Here is an 18,189-nt window from a genome sequence, read left to right as displayed (position 1 = left end):
ACTATTTTATGCTTTTATAATTATCTAAGCATAAATAGTTATGAGTAGTCATCAGTTAAATTATTGAAAATAAATTGTACAAAAACACCTGATTAGCTTGAGCAATTGCCTGAAATTTTAGCGGCCTCTGGATACAGGATTTTCAACAATGCCGCCATTATCAATTGCATTATAAGTATCATTATTTGCTAAACCCAACCAAGGATCAGAACTAGGTGTTAAAAACAGTTCAGCATAAACTTTTTCATTGAGTTGATTTACATTAGATGTTTCATTTTCTTCTAAAAACCATTGGTGAATTTGCCTGTGCAGGATATATTCATTTCTGACTGTATCTAAGGCCATAACTGTTTCAAAATTACGAATTACTTTAGATAAATTATTTCTGTCTGTTGTATTTGGTAATTTCTTGGCTTGAATTAAAGCTATGCTATTCGCATCTAGTTTGGCATCAGCTTGATACAATTGAGCTAATTTATTCCAAGTTGCTTGGTCAATAATTTCTAAAGAATTAGGTGTCTGATTTGATGTTTCAGGTTGAATTGAATTAATAATTGGTCTTTCTACTACTGATTTAGAAACTGCTAAAGAACCTGCTAATACAGCACTTGGAGGTGAAGTCAAATTATTTCTACGTTCTACTAATTGGGGTGGAGATTGAATACCCAATTTGGATAAATCTGCTCTCCATTGATTTTGAATTTTATCAAGCTGGCGAAGATGATATTGTTGCAATAAAATTTCGTATTCTGAGCCGCTACTTTTATTTAATTTTGTTGCTATTGCTGTTGTTTGCTTGAGTTGGTTAAAAAAAGCTTTCGGGCCATACAGTCCGGGAATGGCATCAATGGGACGACCAGAACTATCTAAAATATAATGAATACTATTACCTGTAATTGTTCTTTCTAATTTGCGTCCGTCTCCAAAATCAATTGTTACTTTGGGAACGGGTCGTACTGTTTGCCAATGCAAAATAAATTTGTCTTTCAAGAATTGAGAAATTTCTGAATTTGGATATAATGCAACTCTAAAAAATCGACTGTTTGCACAACTGAGGTCTGTGTCTAATCTACCTAATAATCGCAAAGAAAGGATTGGTTTCCTGCTAGTTTTAGCAGCGGCTTTAGCTTTTTCTAAATCGGTGTACCAATACAATTTGGAAGCGTAACAATCTCGTTGTTGACACAATTGATCTAAAGCTGTTTTCACTTCTGGTGAGGGTGGGGATGTTAAATCGCTAATATGAGATTTGAGGAAAGTCTTTAATCCTGTTGCACCTTGTTGACGTAATTTTGTAGCTTCTTGAGTTAGTTTAAATGTTGTTTTTGCAGTCTCTTGGGTATAACCAGCTTGGGAAAAGAAGCAACTGGCTAAAATGAAACTAACGGTAAGGTTTAAATTGGTGAATTTCATATTTTTAAAAGTGATTTAGTTGACTTTTCTAATTATGCCACTAAATTTTTGATATATCTACTTGCTAATTCTTCCTTTTGCTGATGTTTGTGGATATTTACCAACTTCTATGAAGAATAGTCTCTCTGTTAAGATCAAGAATACGTGCTGTTAGCTTTTCACCTGCTGTTAATTCACTCTCACGGAGATTTTAGCCTGATGTTGCTGTGCCTCAGAATTGAGAATTTTGCCCTCATCGATCACCTGGAGTTGGAGTTTGGTGCTGGTTTGAATGTGTTGACAGGGGAAACCGGCGCTGGGAAGTCGATTATTTTAGATGCGATTGATGCGGTTTTAGGTGGGAAAGTGTCTAGTCGTGTGATTCGCACGGGGACTAGCCGCGCTTTGGTGGAAGGTACTTTTAGTATCAATCCTTTCCTGAGTGCTTGGTTGAGTGAGCAGGAAATTGATTTAATTGATGATAATTCGGTCATAATTAGTCGAGATATTTCTGCCACTACCAGTAATATCCGCACTAGATCACGGATTAATGGGGTGCTGGTAAATCGGCAAATTATGGGCAGTTTGCGCGATCGCTTGGTGGAAATTACCGCGCAAGGACAAACTCTACAGGTGGGACAATCTGCTCAAGTCAGAGATTGGTTAGATTTATATGGTGGTGACTCTTTGATGCAACAACGCCAAAAAGTTGCTGTTGCTTTTAGTGCATACCATGCTGCACACCAAACTTTAGAAAAACGCCGCACTTCGGAACGGGAACGCTTGCAACAACTGGATTTACTGACTTATCAAGTGCAAGAATTGGGAGCAGCAAATCTCAGTGATGTTCAGGAAATGGAACTATTGACACAAGAAAGGGAACGCCTAAATCACGTTGTTGATTTGCAACAAATGAGCTACAAGGTTTATCAGGCTTTGTATCAAAATGAAGATGAAAGCCCAACTGCTTCTGATTTATTGGGAGACAGTGACGCAACATTAACTAATATGGTGGAGTTTGATTCCCAGCTACAACCCCTATTGGAATTGGTGCGGGATGCAGTCACAACAGTGATGGAAGTGGGAAGACAAATTAGTGCTTATGGGGAAGGGTTGGAAGCAGATCCGCAACGGCTGGAAGAGGTTGAGGAACGGATGCGGGAATTAAAACAAATTTGTCGTAAATATGGCCAGACTCTCACAGAAGCGATCGCATATTATGAACGTATTCAAATAGAATTAGCCGAACTCAACAACAGCGAACAATCTATAGAAACCTTAGAACAGCAAGAACAGGTTTGTTTACAGCACCTCAACCAAGTTAGTCAGCAATTAACCCAACTACGTCGCCAAACTGCGGCTAGTTTAGAATCTCACTTGTTGGCTGAACTCAAGCCTTTAGCAATGGATAAGGTCAAGTTCCAAGTTGAGATTGTGCCTACTTCCCCCACGGCCACAGGTGCTGATAAAATCACTTTTATGTTTAGCCCTAACCCCGGTGAACCCATACAACCGCTCACAGAAATCGCTTCCGGTGGGGAAATGAGCAGATTTTTACTAGCTTTGAAAGCTTGTTTTAATCAAAATGATGGTGCAGAAACAATGGTATTTGATGAAATTGATGTCGGTGTATCGGGAAGAGTTGCTCAAGCTATAGCTGAAAAATTACACCAACTCAGCCAAAGTTATCAAGTATTATGTGTTACTCACCAGCCCTTAGTAGCAGCAATGGCAGATCATCATTTTCGGGTGGATAAACAAGTGATTAATAACAATGGTAGTACTGAACAGCGCACAGTTGTCAGAGTTACCAGCTTGGATAATTTAAGTACCCGTCGGGAAGAATTAGCACAGTTAAGTGGAGGAAAATCTGCTAACGAAGCGATCGCTTTTGCCGGATCTTTGTTATTACAAGCTGCTAACCACCGTCGTCAAGAACAAAGTTGATACCATTTTGGATTTTAGATTTTAGATTTTAGATTTTAGATTGGGAATTCCTTTTTGTATCGTAAAAATATGAGTTCTGTAGATCCATCTCTCTCAATCATTTTTCTTTCTTGGTATCAGTTCTGAACTGAAATTAAAAATGTTAACGAAACCTGATAGCTAATAACCGGACAATGAATGTTTACTTGATAATTGCAAAGATATTTGACAAAGAGAAACTCTAATTTAGATTTTTCCTAGCTAGAATAAAAATAATCAGAGTAATTCTGAAGTTAAGTATCTCTCAACACCGTTTATCAACCTACTACTTACTGTTAGATTCCCAGACAAAAAACTAGCAGTGACAAAAGAAAAAATATTCCTGTTTTTGAGAGCTTTACATCATTTTGAATCAATTTTAATCATCATCTTCAAAAAATGAGGTGTAGACAATGACTATCATTGCTCCACGTCGAGAAGAATTCGATTTCTTGGAACTATGGGATCGTTTTTGTGCTTGGGTGACTAGCACAGAAAATCGTCTCTATATAGGCTGGTTTGGCGTTTTGATGATTCCCACTCTATTAGCTGCCACCATTTGTTTTATCCTGGCTTTCATCGCTGCACCAGGGGTAGACATGGAAGGTATTAGAGAGCCAATCCGGGGTTCTCTGATGGATGGCAACAATATAATTACAGCCGCAGTAGTACCAACTTCTGCCGCAATTGGTCTTCACTTTTACCCAATTTGGGAAGCTGCTTCAATGGATGAATGGCTTTATAACGGCGGCCCATATCAACTCATTGTGCTGCATTTTCTAATTGGGATTTGGTGCTATTTAGGCAGGTTATGGGAGTTAAGTTACCGTTTGGGTATGCGTCCTTGGCTTGCAGTTGCCTTTTCTGCACCAGTAATATCAGCTACAGCAGTATTGCTGGTTTACCCAATTGGTCAAGGTAGCTTTGCTGACGGTTTACCCCTTGGCATAGCAGGAACTTTTCACTTTATGTTGGCATTCCAAGGAGACCACAATATTTTGATGCACCCCTTCCATATGTTGGGAGTTGCAGGAGTATTTGGCGGTGCTTTATTGAGTTCCTTACATGGTTCTTTGGTAACATCTACCTTACTGCGGACAACCGATGAAAATGAATCTCCCAATGCTGGATATAAGTTAGGTCAGCGTCACGTCACCTATGACTATTTAGCAGGACATTCTGGTCATCTTGGCCGCTTGTTGATTCCCCCGCTGGCAAGTCGAAATCACCGTGCATTTCACTTTTTGCAAGCTGCATTACCAACAATTGGTATTTGGTTTGCCGCAGCAGGGGTAGTGAGTATGTCCTTTAACCTCAATGGTTTCAACTTCAACCATTCGATTTTAGATAGCCAAGGTGCAGTCATTAGAACTGATGCGGATATACTCAATCGAGCTAATCTGGGTATTCAGGCAATGCACGCGCCTAATGTCCATAATTTCCCAGTCATCATGTCTAGCGGCGACGCAATTCCGGTGAAATTCGCCACGTTGTAAATATTGTATTATGAGGTGGGTTATGCGATACTTGCGACGGAGAAAGCGATCGCATAACCCAGCATTTTTTCTAAATCACGATGATCATGAACACAAGGGTTAAGGTAGAAAAAATGCACATCATCAGTCGTAGCAGTTATAAGAATGTTAGCTGAAAATATCACAGATTGCTTATTTTCACATTGGCAGCATACACTCCAATCGTTTAATGTTGATCAAATAACGGCAAATAAAGCATTTTTTCAACTCGTTTCAGTTTATTCTAGCCCCAGTCGCCACTATCACACCCTACAACACATTTACTCTGTCCTTAACACAATTGAGACTTTTAAAACCTATGTCCAAGATTTGCCTTCTGTACAACTAGCAGCCTGGTTTCATGACGTAGTATATGACACTCATGCCCAAGATAATGAAGAAAAGAGTGCTGTTTATGCTGCTAATATGCTAAAAAAATTAGCCATTCCCGATATTAATATTATTCAAGTTAAACGTCTAATTTTGTGTACTAAAAATCATCAAGCAGATGATCTAGATAGTCAAATTTTACTTGATGCTGATTTAGCAATCTTAGCTGCTACTCCGATTCAGTACCAAGAATATGCCCAAGCCATTCGCCAAGAATATGCCTGGGTTTCAGAAGCTGAATATATCACAGGTAGAGGAAAAGTATTAGAGCATTTTTTACAACGTCAATCTATCTACTTAACACCATTAATGTTAGAATCTTCTGAAGAATTAGCCCGGTTCAATATCAGAACAGAATTGAAGTTTCTTCAGAAAAATATAGGATTTATATGAAATACAGCGTAATTTATGATGGTCAATGTAATCTCTGCGTTACTTTAGTGCAGTTGCTCGAAACTCTAGACAAAGGAAAGCTATTTCGCTACGTCTCTATGCAAGATGAACAAATGCTATCTCAATGGGGAATAACTGCTCAAGATTGTGAACAAGGAATGATTTTAATTGATAATAATGATCCGTCAAAACGTTGGCAAGGCAGCAACGCAGCAGAAGAAATTGGGCGCTTATTGCCACTAGGTAGTTTATTTGTAGAGGCTTATCGCGCCTTACCGGGGATGAAATGGGCAGGAGATAGGTTTTATGAACAAATCCGGGATAATCGCTACACTCTGTTTGGCAAGCGTGGAGACACCTATCAATCAGCATATTGTGTAGATGGTAGTTGCAAAACTGGGATTGAATAATTAGAGAAAAATGTCGGACAAAATTCATTCTGTTAGTGGTAGCGGGGCGTTTAGCCTATTCTGACTCCTGACTCCTGAATTCTATTCGGTAAAATTTACATCGCATAGGCAGTAACTTCCACACCAGAAACAATGTATTTAATTTCCTGACATTGGCTAAAATCAACTAATCCTTTTAAATTACTACTCAAATACAATTTACCAAATTCTCCTTTATCTCTAGCCATTTTAGAAGCCATATTTACTGGCATTCCAGCAATTTGCTTACTACCAATAGGTAAATCAAAAATCCCAACTAGCCCAGAATCAATGCCTATACGACAGCTAAACCCTTCAACAGATAATTCTTGACGAAATGCTGTCGCAAAATTTAAGGCTTTCTCAGCTTCATCAAAGGTATAAAGTCCTTCTGAGCCAACTATATTGATTTCTTCACCATTGTTTTGAGCCAGAAGACGCGTTCCAATTTCTTTTAGTTTGGCAGAAATAGATAAGTTAATAAACAGTGCAGTTTCGTGAACTTCAAATTGTTTAGTTTCCCTTTCAATTAAAACTACTACTTTTTTTTGCAAATACTTATCTGACAATTGTTGACAAAATTCTGTATCTGTGAGTTTATTTTGATATGCCACTAAGTCAGTATAAAAAGCATCAGTATAGGGAATAGGATATTTTTTATCTCCAGGCAATAGATCAGATAAAGTAGGCCCATCTAAAACCCGAAAAATATGACCAATATGTGTTTTTGATTGACTTCTTTGTACAATAGTAAAATTGTGATGAGATGGCAATAGTTCATATAAACTTTGGCTAATAACTATTTCCCCTCCTTCAGTTTCATTTTCAGTAATGTCTTCAATTACATCTGCTTCCAATCCATACAAACCACCATTAATATAGTAAAAATCCCCATAGTGTGCGCCCATTCCGATTTTGATTTGGCTATTTTTACTAAGTTCCCGTTGGATTGTTAACATCCCTGATAAAAGCCGTTCAGCACTAACAGAAGTTGGATATAACATCTGAGTATTGTCAGCAGTCCAAATACCAATTCCCTGTCCACCTATAGCAGATCCAAAGCTATATATAATTTCTTTACTTTGGTTAATCATTGCCAAGATTTTGACTAAGCCTTGTTTTTTGATTAGCTTAGTCAGTCCAGCCGAATCAGAAGATACGCTATAAGCCTTGATTTTATAAGCTTCTAATAACTGCAATGCTATTTCTGGTGTTTTTTCACTTTCTACCCACTGTTTAATGAGTTTGAGGGGCAAACATCCTATTATGTCTTGAGTAATATCAAATAAAGCTGGAGAATGTTTTTCAGTATTAAGCTGTGTGTTCATATTAAATAGAAAACAGAAGCCCAAATCACTTTTCTAGATAAAGCAGCACTGGAAGGGATTTTAACTCGAGTTACGTAATTAATGATGTATTATATCATGTGTTATTTATTTAACATCTTCTCATTCATAAATATTTGTGAAGAATTATACAGAGAGAAAATGCAACTAGCAGCCTAAATTTGGCAATAGATAAATAAATACAAAAAAGGGGAAAAATGTAAATTTGTCGATTTACCTTTCCCCCTTTTTCTTGTCATCACTTAACATTGATTTTTTCGCATTTCTTGAGAGTTTATATCTCAATTAACACTGACAAAAGTTGATGAATTTCTTCTACTGTGTTGTAGTGTACTAATCCGATTCTTAGCAAACCACCACTTGCTTCCACACCTAATCTTTCGATCAGGTCAATAGCATAGAAATGACCATGCCAAGCAAAGATTCCCTTTTCTCCTAAAATTTTCGCTATATTTGCCGGTGTTTGTCCTTCAATTGTGATAGAAACTGTGGGAGTTCTCCAGATAAATTGGCTAGGTTCAGTAATACCATAAACTCTTAAACCAGGAATTTCTAACAATCCAGAAATTAGCTTTTTACTTAATTCTCTTTCATATTGCTGAATGGCTGACATTGCAGCTATTAAAGCTGCACGGCGACTATGATAAGCTGATGCTAACTCATGATTAGGTTGTGCAGATAAAGTGAGAAAACTAGGACAATGGAAAGTAGTTAAACCTTCTTTATCCGCTGCCATTAAAGACGAAAGTAATTCATTATCTAAAGTTGGTGAAACATGACAACCTAACTTGGCTAGATAATTAATTGCTGCTACTACTCCTGCTAAACCTTCATGATTAAGAGTTCCTGTTTCCCAACGTGAAGGTACTTCTTCTGAAGCTGGTTTAACCTTATAAGGAGTAAACCGCGCTAAATGTTCTCGTTTCCCGTAGAGAACACCCACATGGGGCGCGAAGAATTTATAAGTAGAACAAGCAAGAAAATCACAATCTAATTGATGGACATTAATAGAAGCATGGGGTGCATAATGAACTGCATCAACAAAAACCAAAGCACCAACAGCATGAGCTAATTTTACTATTTTAGCAATATCGTTAATTGTCCCTACTGCATTGGAAGCATAACTCACTGCTACTAATTTTGTGCGTGAATTAATCTGGCTTTCCAAATCGCTCATATCTAGGGTGCAATCTGCAACATTAATATCAACCGTGCGAATAGTTACACCCTTTTCTTCCAAAGCCTTCCAGGGAGAAATATTGGCTGCATGGTCAAGACAAGTCACAATGATTTCATCACCTGGTTGCAGTTCTCGGCCAATAGCACGACTAACAGCAAAGGTGAGAGTGGTCATATTCGCACCAAACACCACCTCATCATGATCACATCCTAACAAATCAGCGATCGCAGCACGAGCAGAAATAATCAACGCATCAGTTCGCACGCTAGTAGTAAAATAGCCATGAGCATTAGCATTAGACCTCACCAAATAATCACTCATCGCATCAAGCACTGAACCAGGTATCTGAGTACCACCGGGACCATCAAAAAAAATCGCTGGGTGTCCGTCAATTGTTTGCGTTAATGCGGGAAACTGAGCGCGAATCCATTTTAAATCAAGAGATTCCATAAATAAATTTCCTTATTTTTTCACCAACTACAAAGAGGAAAAAAGCAACTTTCTCATGCAGATAATATCTTCATCCCAACAATAACCTCCTCTGCGTTTAAACTCTACTCTATTTCATCGGCCAAGCGACTTTTTTCAAAACATTCATTGGACCCAAATCTTTAAGCAGTTGCATTTGTTCAGCATTTCGCACCAACAAAGCACCGACAAAGCCCAAAGAATTGACAGAAATTGACTCAAATTCTTCCTGAAAACGCGGTATTATTAACATCCATTCTCGCGTAGCTAAAAGATTATACGCCCCAGATTGTCTATTATTCTCAACTGCTTCAATACCCACCGCTTCCAGTGAAGTTTGATATTTTGTGAAAGTTACTTCTGCTCCTTCCTTCAAATCGAGAGTAGTGAAAGCGTGTAAAAAAGGAAGTCCGGGTATAGTCGCAATAGAATCTGGAAACTTTGCTGCTGTTAAAAGTGGTGTAATGGGAATTTCTTGTTGAGAAAAAGGTAAAATTTGTAAATGTTTATGTCGCTGACTAGCCCCCGCAATCTTACCCCCATTGTAGAATACTAAACCATCAAAATCGGCTAGACAAGCCCACATTGCTGCAAAATCTTCTAAGGTAAGTAAGCTTTCCTGTTCTTCAAAGGCGCGGGTGATAATCAGCAGGTGATAATCAACAACATTGAATTTATTTAAAATACAAACGTGAGTGTCAGAAATATCTGCTACAAACAAATCTTCTTCGTAAGGTAAGAAAGGATTAAACTCTTTACCAGTATTAGCAGTTTGTTGATCTTGCTTTTTCTTCGCTGCTTGTTTGCGGTTTAAGTTCGATAATATTCGCACCAAAAATTTAACACCATCTTGTTCGATAAATTCAAATTCCGTCGGGATAGATTTTAGCGCCCCGCATTGTAAAGCTTGTGCTGTGGTTTGTTTGACTTTTGCCCACAATGTGCCTGGTTTGAGTAATATTTTGCCTTGTGTCATCTGTTTTTATAGTAGTAGGCTAATATTTTATCCATTACCCATGACCAGACGTGGATTTTTAATGATAGTAATCACAAAGAGGACAATTGCCAAAACCAAGGCTGCATACCTGATTAAAGAATTATCCCAGTGTTTGAGAGCGATCGCAATAACTGCCCAAACCGTTACCCCAGCATAAGCAATATCCCGGTACTGTATAACCATAACAGTAGTAATCGCCGCTGCTGCCAACAACATAATTACAGTCCATACCTCGTTAGTAAAGCCCCAACCATTCCAACCATAAAAATACAGCGCAGAAGCTACATTAACAATAGTCGCCACACTAATCCAACTCAGATAGATACTAATAGGTGCATGAAGACACAATTTTTTACTTTTACTTACACGCTTTCTGCCAATTTCTAAGCGCTGGTAAATAATAATCAGGGGAATCAAAATCCCTAACATTGCAATTATAGAAAGGGCAAAAAGTTTGGAGAGAAATAAATACACCCAGATACTTTGAGCAACGGAAGCAATTACCAATAAATATCCAGTCTTACGTAAATCAGGATCATTTTTTTGATTAGGAAGAAATTGATAAACTCCCAAAGTAAACAACCCTAAATAAATCATTCCCCAAATAGCGAAAGCATAGTTAGCAGGAATAATTAAGACTTCTTTAAAGACAGTATTAGAAATTTCTCCTATACTAATTCCATTCAGCGGAAAAATATTGGATAATACGTTAATCACGAACGCACCAACGATCGCAGCTAAGGTCGCAAGCTGCCGTATAAAATCCTGGTTATTGCCAGAGGTAGACTGTTGCATAAGATAATTGGATCAGCGATATATTCTATAATTTTAGCTTACATCTTTTGCTTTTATTATTTGAACCTTTTTTCGCTACTAAACTCGCAGGTAAAGGTATAGGTTTTGAGTTTATATATTAGTTGTTCACTTATTAGGCATTTCCAAATAAAAAATATCCGATTTGTAGGGTGGGTATGGCTACGCCACGCAGGCTATAAGACGGTAGTCTTTAACCCACCATAAATTCAAGGGATAATGGTGGGTTACGCTGCACTAACCCACCCTACAATTATTGAGCAATTTATTTTTTGATGTTCTCTGACTGCAAAACATCTGGAAAAATTGCAGTGTATTTCTTTTCATGAACACGGTAGAGAATTTATAATTTCTATTCCTGACAGCAATTTAATTAATCATTTATAATCTCGTTACTTTGTGGTATCTTGCTACAGGTGAAGTTGAATAATCAGCCAAATTTGATATAATTAAGGGCTGCATAAACAAAAACTGCCTAGTAAGATAAATTAGTGCTTTTGTAAAGGTAAAAACGATGCGATTATCACAAATGTTATTCGTTACACTCCGGGATGATCCTGCTGACGCGGAAATTCCTAGTCATAAATTGTTACTGCGTGCAGGTTATATCCGTCGCATTGGTAGCGGTATTTATGCTTATTTGCCTTTAATGTGGCGAGTTTTGCAAAAGGTTTCCCAAATTGTGCGGGAAGAAATGAACGCTACCGGCGCACAAGAATGTTTATTACCCCAATTACAACCGGCTGATTTATGGAAGGAGTCGGGAAGATGGGATACTTATACTAAAGCTGAGGGGATCATGTTTTCCCTGGTTGATAGAAGAGAACAACAATTAGGACTTGGCCCCACTCATGAAGAAGTAATTACAACTGTTGCTCGTGATATGATTCGTTCATATCGTCAATTACCTCTACATTTATATCAACTACAAACTAAATTTCGTGATGAAATTCGTCCCCGTTTTGGTTTAATGCGCGGTAGAGAATTTATCATGAAAGATGGTTATTCTTTCCATGCTGATGAAGAAAGTTTGAAAAAAACTTACCAGGATATGTACAAAGCATACAGTAATATGTTGCGACGTTCTGGTTTAGCTTTCCGGGCTGTGGAAGCTGATTCTGGTGCTATTGGTGGTTCTGGTTCTACAGAATTTATGGTGTTAGCAGATGCAGGAGAAGATGAAGTTCTCTACACTGAAGATGGTAAATATGCAGCGAATGTAGAAAAAGCGGTTTCTGTACCAGAAAAAGCAAAAATTTCAAATTTTATTAATTTTGAAAAACGGGAAACACAGGGAACAGATACAATAGAAAAACTCTGTCAATTCTTAAAATGTTCTCCAACGGTAGTTGTCAAAAACATTTTATATCAAACTGTTTATGATAATGGTTTGACAGTGTTGGTATTAGTCAATATTCGGGGTGATCAGGAAGTTAATGAAGTCAAATTACAAAACGAATTGACTAAATTAGCTCGTAAATTTTTTGCAAAAGCTATTATTGCTTTTAGCATACCTACTAGTGAAACAATTGCAACTTGGGCAACTAAATCTTTACCTTTAGGTTATATAGCACCGGATATTAGTGATGATTATATTGCTGGAAGTAAACAGGTAAATTCCAAATTTGTGCGCTTGGTTGATCAAACCGCAGTTGAGTTAAAGAACTTTGTCACTGGTGCAAATGAAAGCGGCTTTCATGTAGTTGGTGCAAATTGGGGTGAGCAATTTAAATTACCTGAATTAACCGTAGATATTCGTAAAGCAAAAGCGGGCGATCGCTCTCTGCACGACTCAAACCAAACGCTACAAACGGCTAGAGGCATTGAAGCTGGTCATATTTTCCAACTTGGTACAAAATACTCTGAAGCAATGGGTGCAACTTATACCAATGAACAAGGGGAAGAAAAGCCTTTAATAATGGGTTGTTACGGTGTGGGTGTGTCTCGTTTAGCACAATCAGCCGTTGAACAGTCCTATGATAAGGATGGCATAATTTGGCCAGTTGCGATCGCACCCTATCACGCCATTGTCACCATTCCTAACATTAAAGATGCCCAACAAATCGCAGTTGCAGAACAGCTTTACACCGAACTCAATAAAGCTGGTGTAGAAACCTTACTAGATGATCGTGATGAACGAGCAGGTGTTAAATTCAAAGATGCTGATTTAATCGGTATTCCCTTTAGAATTGTCACAGGTAGAGCTATTACTAACGGTAAAGTTGAAGTAGTAAAACGCGCAAACCGTGAATCTCAAGAAATCCCTATTGAGGAAGTTGTCAATACTTTGCAACAGTGGGTTAAAGAGGCGATAGAGAGGTAAGATTAAACGCAGAGGGGCGCTGAGGTAAACGCGGAGGTATGCTGAGGGTTTTTCTCGGTTAGCCCCCTAAAACTGGGTTATTGAAAAGGAAATGGCAGAACAAACTATAAATTTTGATTCTAATCCACCAGTTGCTACCAATGAATATGACACGATGATTCAAATGGCTTTACCTGGTTATGAGGTAATGCACAATATGGCATTATCTGTTTTAAGAGCAAGTTTACCAGAGAAGGCTAATTTGTTGATAGTGGGTGCTGGTAGTGGCATGGAATTAGTTAAGTTTGGTAAATGTAATTCACAGTGGCAGATGCTAGGTGTAGATCCATCTAGTAATATGCTTTCTATTGCTCAAAATAAAATAGAGAAGTATGGTTTATCTGAACAAATAAAATTATTTGCTGGATATACCTATGATTTAGATCCGAATTCTTTTTATGACGCAGCAACTTGTATTTTAGTAATGCATTTTCTTCCAGATGATGGCAGTAAATTAGCTTTACTGCAAAATATTTCCCAACGGCTAAAATCATCAGGTACTTTTATTTTAGTGGATATTTTTGGTGAAAAAGGTACTCAGGAATTTGAAAGAATGATTGCTATCATCAAAGTTTATTGGGAACAAATGGGAATCACCCCAACAAAAATAACAGAAGGACTAGAAACAATCAAAAAAGGTATTTTTCCTATTTCAGAAATGAGAGTAGTGGAATTATTACAGGAAGCTGGTTTTGGTAATATTTTGAGATTTTATACAGGGCTTTGGGTTGGTGGTTGGGTAGCAACTAAAAATTCTTAAGATATCATCTGAGTAAAATGAGAGCATGAAATTCTACTAATAACGTCTCTATTTTAGCCTGAGTCCTACAAAGCACATTTTGTTTAACAACAGGTGCAAAAGTACAGAAGAAATCCGTCCATTTTGTAACTTATTAAAACTTGGAATTATCTCCTATATGCATCTTCAAGTAGGTCAAAAAATTAGTAATTATGTTATTGAGCAACGCTACGATAATGGGGGTTTTGGTATTGTTTACCTTGCTAAGGATAAGTATGATCAACAATTTATTATCAAAATTCTAAAAGATATTAATAAGGATGAACCTAATTTTGACAAATTTAGACAGGATTTTCTAAATGAAGGATTAAGATATAAAGAATGTATTCATCCTAATATAGTGAAAATTAATGAATTAATAATAGAAGGAGATATTTTAGGAATTGTCATGGAGTATGTAGAGGGAGAAAATTTAAAAGGGCGATTATTATCTGAAGTTCAAGCTCTTAAATATATTTATCAAATAGGTGATGCCTTGACAACCATGCACGAAAATAAATTATTACATCAAGATGTGAAACCAGAAAACATTATAGTACGTAAAGGGAAAGAAGAAGCCATTTTAATTGACTTTGGTATTTCTAGAAAATTTCATCCTGAAGTAATTCACACTTATACAACACAAATGTCAGATTTCTATTCTCCACCAGAATTATATGAAAGTCATACTATAAGAGGTCCATTCACGGATGTATATTGTTTATCTGCTACTCTTTATAAACTTTTAACAAATGAATATCCAGAGGGATCTATATCTAGACTGCGCTATGGATATCCTTTAAAACCACCACAAGAAATTAATAAACAAATTAGTGACAATACCAATTTATGTATATTACTGGGATTAGAGCTAGAACCCAAGGATCGCCCTGGAACAATAAAAGAATTTCTTGAAATACTTGATGATTCTACGGGTATTTCTTCTAAAGTAAACTCTTTTTTAAAACAAATATCTATTCAAAAAAAAGTTCGGCGCTTAATTTCGGATTTATCAGATGATGAAGATAAATATTGTATTAGAGCCATCAATGATTTAGGTGAATTTGGTACAGCAGCAAGGGAAGCTATACCTCAATTAGTAACTTTTCTAAAACATAATCAAGAATCTTACTATCAATCGGCAGAGTCAACTTTATTAAAAATTGGATCTACAGCAGTACTTAGTCTGATAAAAATTTTAGAAAATCAAGAAGAGGATATAATAGTTAGAATGCGTGCCGCTGGAGTAATAAAAAAAATTGGAGTAATAACACAAGAGTATATTTTTTATCTCTTAGAAATTTTAGATCATCAAGATGCAAAAATTCGGTGGGATGCAGTTGTGACTATAGGAGAAATTCAAATAGAATACGAAATAGAAAATATAGTTACTATTTTAAGAAAAAGATTGAAAGATGAAGAAGCTGGTATTCGTGCTTATGCTGCTTTTGCTCTAGGAAAAATCGGGAAAGATGCAGAAACTGCAATTCCTGATCTGAAAGATATGATACAAGATAGAAATTATAATGTTTTTATAGCTTCATTAGAAGCATTACAATCTATAGGATTCGATATAGAAAGTATTAATATCAATTTTGTTTCTGAAGGCATCCAAACGGGAGAAATTTTATCGGGGCAAGAAGTAATTATTAATCACCGGAAAGAACAAATTAAACAACTAGATGAAAAAAGGAATAAACCTGGAATTCCATTCAGATGGACTCTCAGTTCCAATACACCACCTCAAGGAGAAACCTATTATTCTTATTACAAGTAGATAAACTTTAAATTCCATACAAATTGCGACTGAGTAAGAGGAAGGATATCCATTTACTGATAAATTCAAGCTATCACAAAATCTACAACGCAAAAGAATAAATTTTAGAAGAAGCTAAAAAATACAAATATTAAACTTTCTAACCTAAAGTTCACCACAAAATGTTAAATGTAGTAACGTTGAACAATAAGAAACCAACGTGAAAGCACAAGTTTTTAGAGGCGTAAATCAATTATCCTACGAAGAAATCCCAGTTCCTACTCTAGAAGCAGATGAAGTGCTGGTGCAGGTGCGGGTTGTGGGTTTGTGTCAGTCAGATATTAAAAAAATTCGTTATCCCCTGTATGAACCACCACGCATATTTGGACATGAAACGGCTGGAACGATCGCATCTGTAGGTGCTAATGTGAAAGGGTGGACAGTAGGACAACGGGTGGCAGTGATGCACCATATACCATGTATGCGTTGTTCCTATTGCTTAAATGATAATTTTTCCATGTGCGATGTTTATAAAAATATCTCGACTACCGCAGGTTTTAACGCCAGTGGTGGCGGTTTTGCTGAGTATGTGAAAGTTCCAGGACACATTGTCCAGAATGGGGGGTTGATTCCCATACCGGATGATATCAGTTTTGAAGAAGCGAGTTTTGTTGAACCGACTAATTGCTGTTTAAAAGCAGTCAAAAAGGCTCAAATCGCACCGGGACACACTGTGTTAGTGACAGGGGCGGGGCCAATTGGTTTAATGTTTATGATGTTGGTGAAGTATTTTGGTGCCAGAGCGATCGCTACTGACTTACTTCCCTCTAGAATTGAAAAAGCTCTAAATGTAGGTGCAGAAGCCGCTTTCGATGCGCGAGATCCCGATTTACCTGCAAAAATTCAAGCTTTAACTGGGGGAATGGGTGTTGATGTTACCTTGTTAGCTGTACCCAGTGATAAAGCTTTCTTTCAAGCGTTAGACTGTACTCGCAAAGGTGGAAAAATTCTCTTTTTCGCTGAATTTCCTGATGAACTTGAAATTCCTATCAACCCGAATATCCTCTACCGTCGGGAAATTGATTTAATGGGTAGCTATAGCTCATCCTACCGTCTGCAAAGCCTATCTGCGGATATTGTCTTTAATCGCCGCATTGATGTGAAAGCTTTAATTAGCGATCGCTATCCCTTACAAGATTTATCACAAGCCGTAGACCAAGCGATCACACCCACACCAGAAACCTATAAAATTTTAATTTATCCGTAAACCAATTTTGGATTAATTGTTTGAATCAGGATACCCAAGATTAAAGGATTAACAAGATTAAACAAATACATGAAAAATAATCAAAATTAATCCTGTACATCCTAAAATCCTGTAAATCCTGATTCAAACAATTATGATTATAATCGCTTTTTTAGCCTTTTATGTCGCTTTTAACCTGGGTGCAAATGACGTTGCTAATGCAATGGGAACCTCTGTCGGTTCTAAAGCCATCACCCTCAAACAAGCAATCATTATTGCCGGAATCTTAGAATTTACAGGTGCTGTCTTATTTGGACATGGGGTGACAGAAACATTAGGGACGAAAATTGCTAACCCCGAATTATTTACCACCACACCGCAAACCTTACTTTTAGGGATGGTAACGGTACTGATATCCGCTGGAATATGGCTGCAAATTGCCACCTCACGCGGTTTACCTGTATCCTCATCCCATGCAGTTGTCGGTGCGATCGCAGGCTTTACTTGGGTAGCCTTAGGAATAGAAGCCATAGATTGGTCATCTATTGGTCTAATTACCATCGGTTGGATTTTAACACCTGTGATAAGTGGTATCGTTGCCGCTTTTTTTTACAGTCTCATTCAGCGTTGGATTTTGGCTCAACCTCACCCAGTAGCGCAATTACAAGAATGGATTCCCTGGTTAAGCACAATTTTAATAACTATATTCGGTGTAATTGTGCTTCCAACCCTAACCCAACCACTAACAAATTATTTAATCAAAAAAGTTGGTTTAAACATACCTACTCACGACATACCCATATTTACAGGTGCAGCAGCCGCCATAGGACTTACACTCTATAGCTGGCGACAACTAGATCACAACATAATCCAAAATCCAAAATCCAAAATCCAAAATCCAGTTGAGAGCTTATTTGCTCGTTTCCAACTGTTGAGTGCTTGCTTTGTTGCCTTTGCACATGGTTCCAATGATGTCGGCAATGCGATCGCACCCCTCGCAGTCATATCCTACATCAATCAAACCGGAAGCGCCCCCATTAACGGCATCACCATCCCCATCTGGATTATGATCCTTGGTGGTCTTGGCATTGTCGCCGGTTTAGCCATTTGGGGTCAAAAGGTCATCGCTACTATTGGCGAAAACATCATTTCCTTGCAACC

Annotated in this window: 14 protein-coding genes; 9 read left to right on the top strand and 5 right to left on the bottom strand. The window is 37.5% G+C overall.

What is annotated here, in order from left to right; translation table 11 throughout:
* Positions 1–117 precede the first annotated feature (117 nt).
* The gene (locus ACSQ6I_RS14035) at positions 118–1,413 is read right to left on the bottom strand and encodes a hypothetical protein (RefSeq protein ID WP_438890934.1); all 1,296 of its coding nucleotides are present in this window, start codon (positions 1,411–1,413) and stop codon (positions 118–120) included.
* Positions 1,414–1,611: 198 nt separating this feature from the next.
* On the opposite strand from ACSQ6I_RS14035, the gene recN reads away from it, so the two are divergent.
* The 4 genes from recN to ACSQ6I_RS14015 all read left to right on the top strand — a co-directional run bounded on the left by recN (position 1,612) and on the right by ACSQ6I_RS14015 (position 6,064).
* Positions 1,612–3,339 carry a DNA repair protein RecN gene (gene recN, locus ACSQ6I_RS14030; RefSeq protein WP_438891048.1) on the top strand — a complete coding sequence of 576 codons (1,728 nt, stop codon included), beginning with the start codon at positions 1,612–1,614 and terminating at the stop codon, positions 3,337–3,339.
* 431 nt (positions 3,340–3,770) lie between these two features.
* Positions 3,771–4,853 carry a Photosystem Q(B) protein 1 gene (locus ACSQ6I_RS14025; protein ID WP_438890933.1) on the top strand — a complete coding sequence of 361 codons (1,083 nt, stop codon included), beginning with the start codon at positions 3,771–3,773 and terminating at the stop codon, positions 4,851–4,853.
* A gap of 144 nt (positions 4,854–4,997) precedes the next feature.
* Entirely contained in the window at positions 4,998–5,654 is a 657-nt protein-coding gene (locus ACSQ6I_RS14020; RefSeq protein WP_438890932.1) for an HD domain-containing protein, read from the top strand.
* A complete protein-coding gene (locus ACSQ6I_RS14015) occupies positions 5,651–6,064 on the top strand; it encodes a thiol-disulfide oxidoreductase DCC family protein (protein ID WP_438890931.1) in 414 nt (137 codons plus the stop codon). Before ACSQ6I_RS14020 ends, ACSQ6I_RS14015 begins: the two co-directional genes overlap by 4 nt.
* Positions 6,065–6,159: 95 nt before the next feature.
* Here ACSQ6I_RS14015 and ACSQ6I_RS14010 read toward each other — a convergent pair whose 3' ends face one another.
* The 4 genes from ACSQ6I_RS14010 to ACSQ6I_RS13995 all read right to left on the bottom strand — a co-directional run bounded on the left by ACSQ6I_RS14010 (position 6,160) and on the right by ACSQ6I_RS13995 (position 10,868).
* Positions 6,160–7,410 carry a family 3 adenylate cyclase gene (locus ACSQ6I_RS14010; RefSeq protein ID WP_438890930.1) on the bottom strand — a complete coding sequence of 417 codons (1,251 nt, stop codon included), beginning with the start codon at positions 7,408–7,410 and terminating at the stop codon, positions 6,160–6,162.
* Between the two features lie 292 nt (positions 7,411–7,702).
* Positions 7,703–9,058, bottom strand: coding sequence for a cysteine desulfurase-like protein (locus tag ACSQ6I_RS14005; RefSeq protein WP_438890929.1), 1,356 nt, complete (start codon positions 9,056–9,058; stop codon positions 7,703–7,705).
* 109 nt (positions 9,059–9,167) lie between these two features.
* A complete protein-coding gene (locus ACSQ6I_RS14000) occupies positions 9,168–10,052 on the bottom strand; it encodes an ATP adenylyltransferase family protein (protein WP_438890928.1) in 885 nt (294 codons plus the stop codon).
* A gap of 27 nt (positions 10,053–10,079) precedes the next feature.
* Positions 10,080–10,868, bottom strand: coding sequence for a tryptophan-rich sensory protein (locus ACSQ6I_RS13995; RefSeq protein WP_438890927.1), 789 nt, complete (start codon positions 10,866–10,868; stop codon positions 10,080–10,082).
* Between the two features lie 532 nt (positions 10,869–11,400).
* On the opposite strand from ACSQ6I_RS13995, the gene ACSQ6I_RS13990 reads away from it, so the two are divergent.
* From ACSQ6I_RS13990 to ACSQ6I_RS13970, 5 genes are all read left to right on the top strand, one after another.
* Complete coding sequence (locus tag ACSQ6I_RS13990; protein WP_438890926.1) at positions 11,401–13,209, top strand: proline--tRNA ligase; 1,809 nt, start codon at positions 11,401–11,403, stop codon at positions 13,207–13,209.
* Between the two features lie 91 nt (positions 13,210–13,300).
* Positions 13,301–14,008, top strand: coding sequence for a class I SAM-dependent methyltransferase (locus tag ACSQ6I_RS13985; protein ID WP_438890925.1), 708 nt, complete (start codon positions 13,301–13,303; stop codon positions 14,006–14,008).
* A gap of 157 nt (positions 14,009–14,165) precedes the next feature.
* The gene (locus ACSQ6I_RS13980) at positions 14,166–15,803 is read left to right on the top strand and encodes a protein kinase domain-containing protein (protein ID WP_438890924.1); all 1,638 of its coding nucleotides are present in this window, start codon (positions 14,166–14,168) and stop codon (positions 15,801–15,803) included.
* A gap of 199 nt (positions 15,804–16,002) precedes the next feature.
* A complete protein-coding gene (locus tag ACSQ6I_RS13975) occupies positions 16,003–17,049 on the top strand; it encodes a zinc-dependent dehydrogenase (protein ID WP_438890923.1) in 1,047 nt (348 codons plus the stop codon).
* A gap of 133 nt (positions 17,050–17,182) precedes the next feature.
* A partial coding sequence (locus tag ACSQ6I_RS13970; protein ID WP_438890922.1) for an inorganic phosphate transporter occupies positions 17,183–18,189 on the top strand: 1,007 nt, incomplete at its 3' end.

It is taken from the genome of Anabaena sp. WFMT (assembly GCF_051781005.1).
In the GTDB taxonomy this organism is placed as follows: Bacteria; Cyanobacteriota; Cyanobacteriia; order Cyanobacteriales; family Nostocaceae; genus Anabaena.
This window is presented reverse-complemented; position numbering and strand designations above follow the sequence as displayed.

What these genes read in the sequence shown, in the direction of transcription:
- ACSQ6I_RS14035 (WP_438890934.1), bottom strand. Translation starts at nt 1,413, where the DNA reads ATGAAATTCACCAATTTAAACCTTACCGTTAGTTTCATTTTAGCCAGT.
- recN (WP_438891048.1), top strand. Translation starts at nt 1,612, where the DNA reads ATGTTGCTGTGCCTCAGAATTGAGAATTTTGCCCTCATCGATCACCTG.
- ACSQ6I_RS14025 (WP_438890933.1), top strand. Translation starts at nt 3,771, where the DNA reads ATGACTATCATTGCTCCACGTCGAGAAGAATTCGATTTCTTGGAACTA.
- ACSQ6I_RS14020 (WP_438890932.1), top strand. Translation starts at nt 4,998, where the DNA reads ATGTTAGCTGAAAATATCACAGATTGCTTATTTTCACATTGGCAGCAT.
- ACSQ6I_RS14015 (WP_438890931.1), top strand. Translation starts at nt 5,651, where the DNA reads ATGAAATACAGCGTAATTTATGATGGTCAATGTAATCTCTGCGTTACT.
- ACSQ6I_RS14010 (WP_438890930.1), bottom strand. Translation starts at nt 7,410, where the DNA reads ATGAACACACAGCTTAATACTGAAAAACATTCTCCAGCTTTATTTGAT.
- ACSQ6I_RS14005 (WP_438890929.1), bottom strand. Translation starts at nt 9,058, where the DNA reads ATGGAATCTCTTGATTTAAAATGGATTCGCGCTCAGTTTCCCGCATTA.
- ACSQ6I_RS14000 (WP_438890928.1), bottom strand. Translation starts at nt 10,052, where the DNA reads ATGACACAAGGCAAAATATTACTCAAACCAGGCACATTGTGGGCAAAA.
- ACSQ6I_RS13995 (WP_438890927.1), bottom strand. Translation starts at nt 10,868, where the DNA reads ATGCAACAGTCTACCTCTGGCAATAACCAGGATTTTATACGGCAGCTT.
- ACSQ6I_RS13990 (WP_438890926.1), top strand. Translation starts at nt 11,401, where the DNA reads ATGCGATTATCACAAATGTTATTCGTTACACTCCGGGATGATCCTGCT.
- ACSQ6I_RS13985 (WP_438890925.1), top strand. Translation starts at nt 13,301, where the DNA reads ATGGCAGAACAAACTATAAATTTTGATTCTAATCCACCAGTTGCTACC.
- ACSQ6I_RS13980 (WP_438890924.1), top strand. Translation starts at nt 14,166, where the DNA reads ATGCATCTTCAAGTAGGTCAAAAAATTAGTAATTATGTTATTGAGCAA.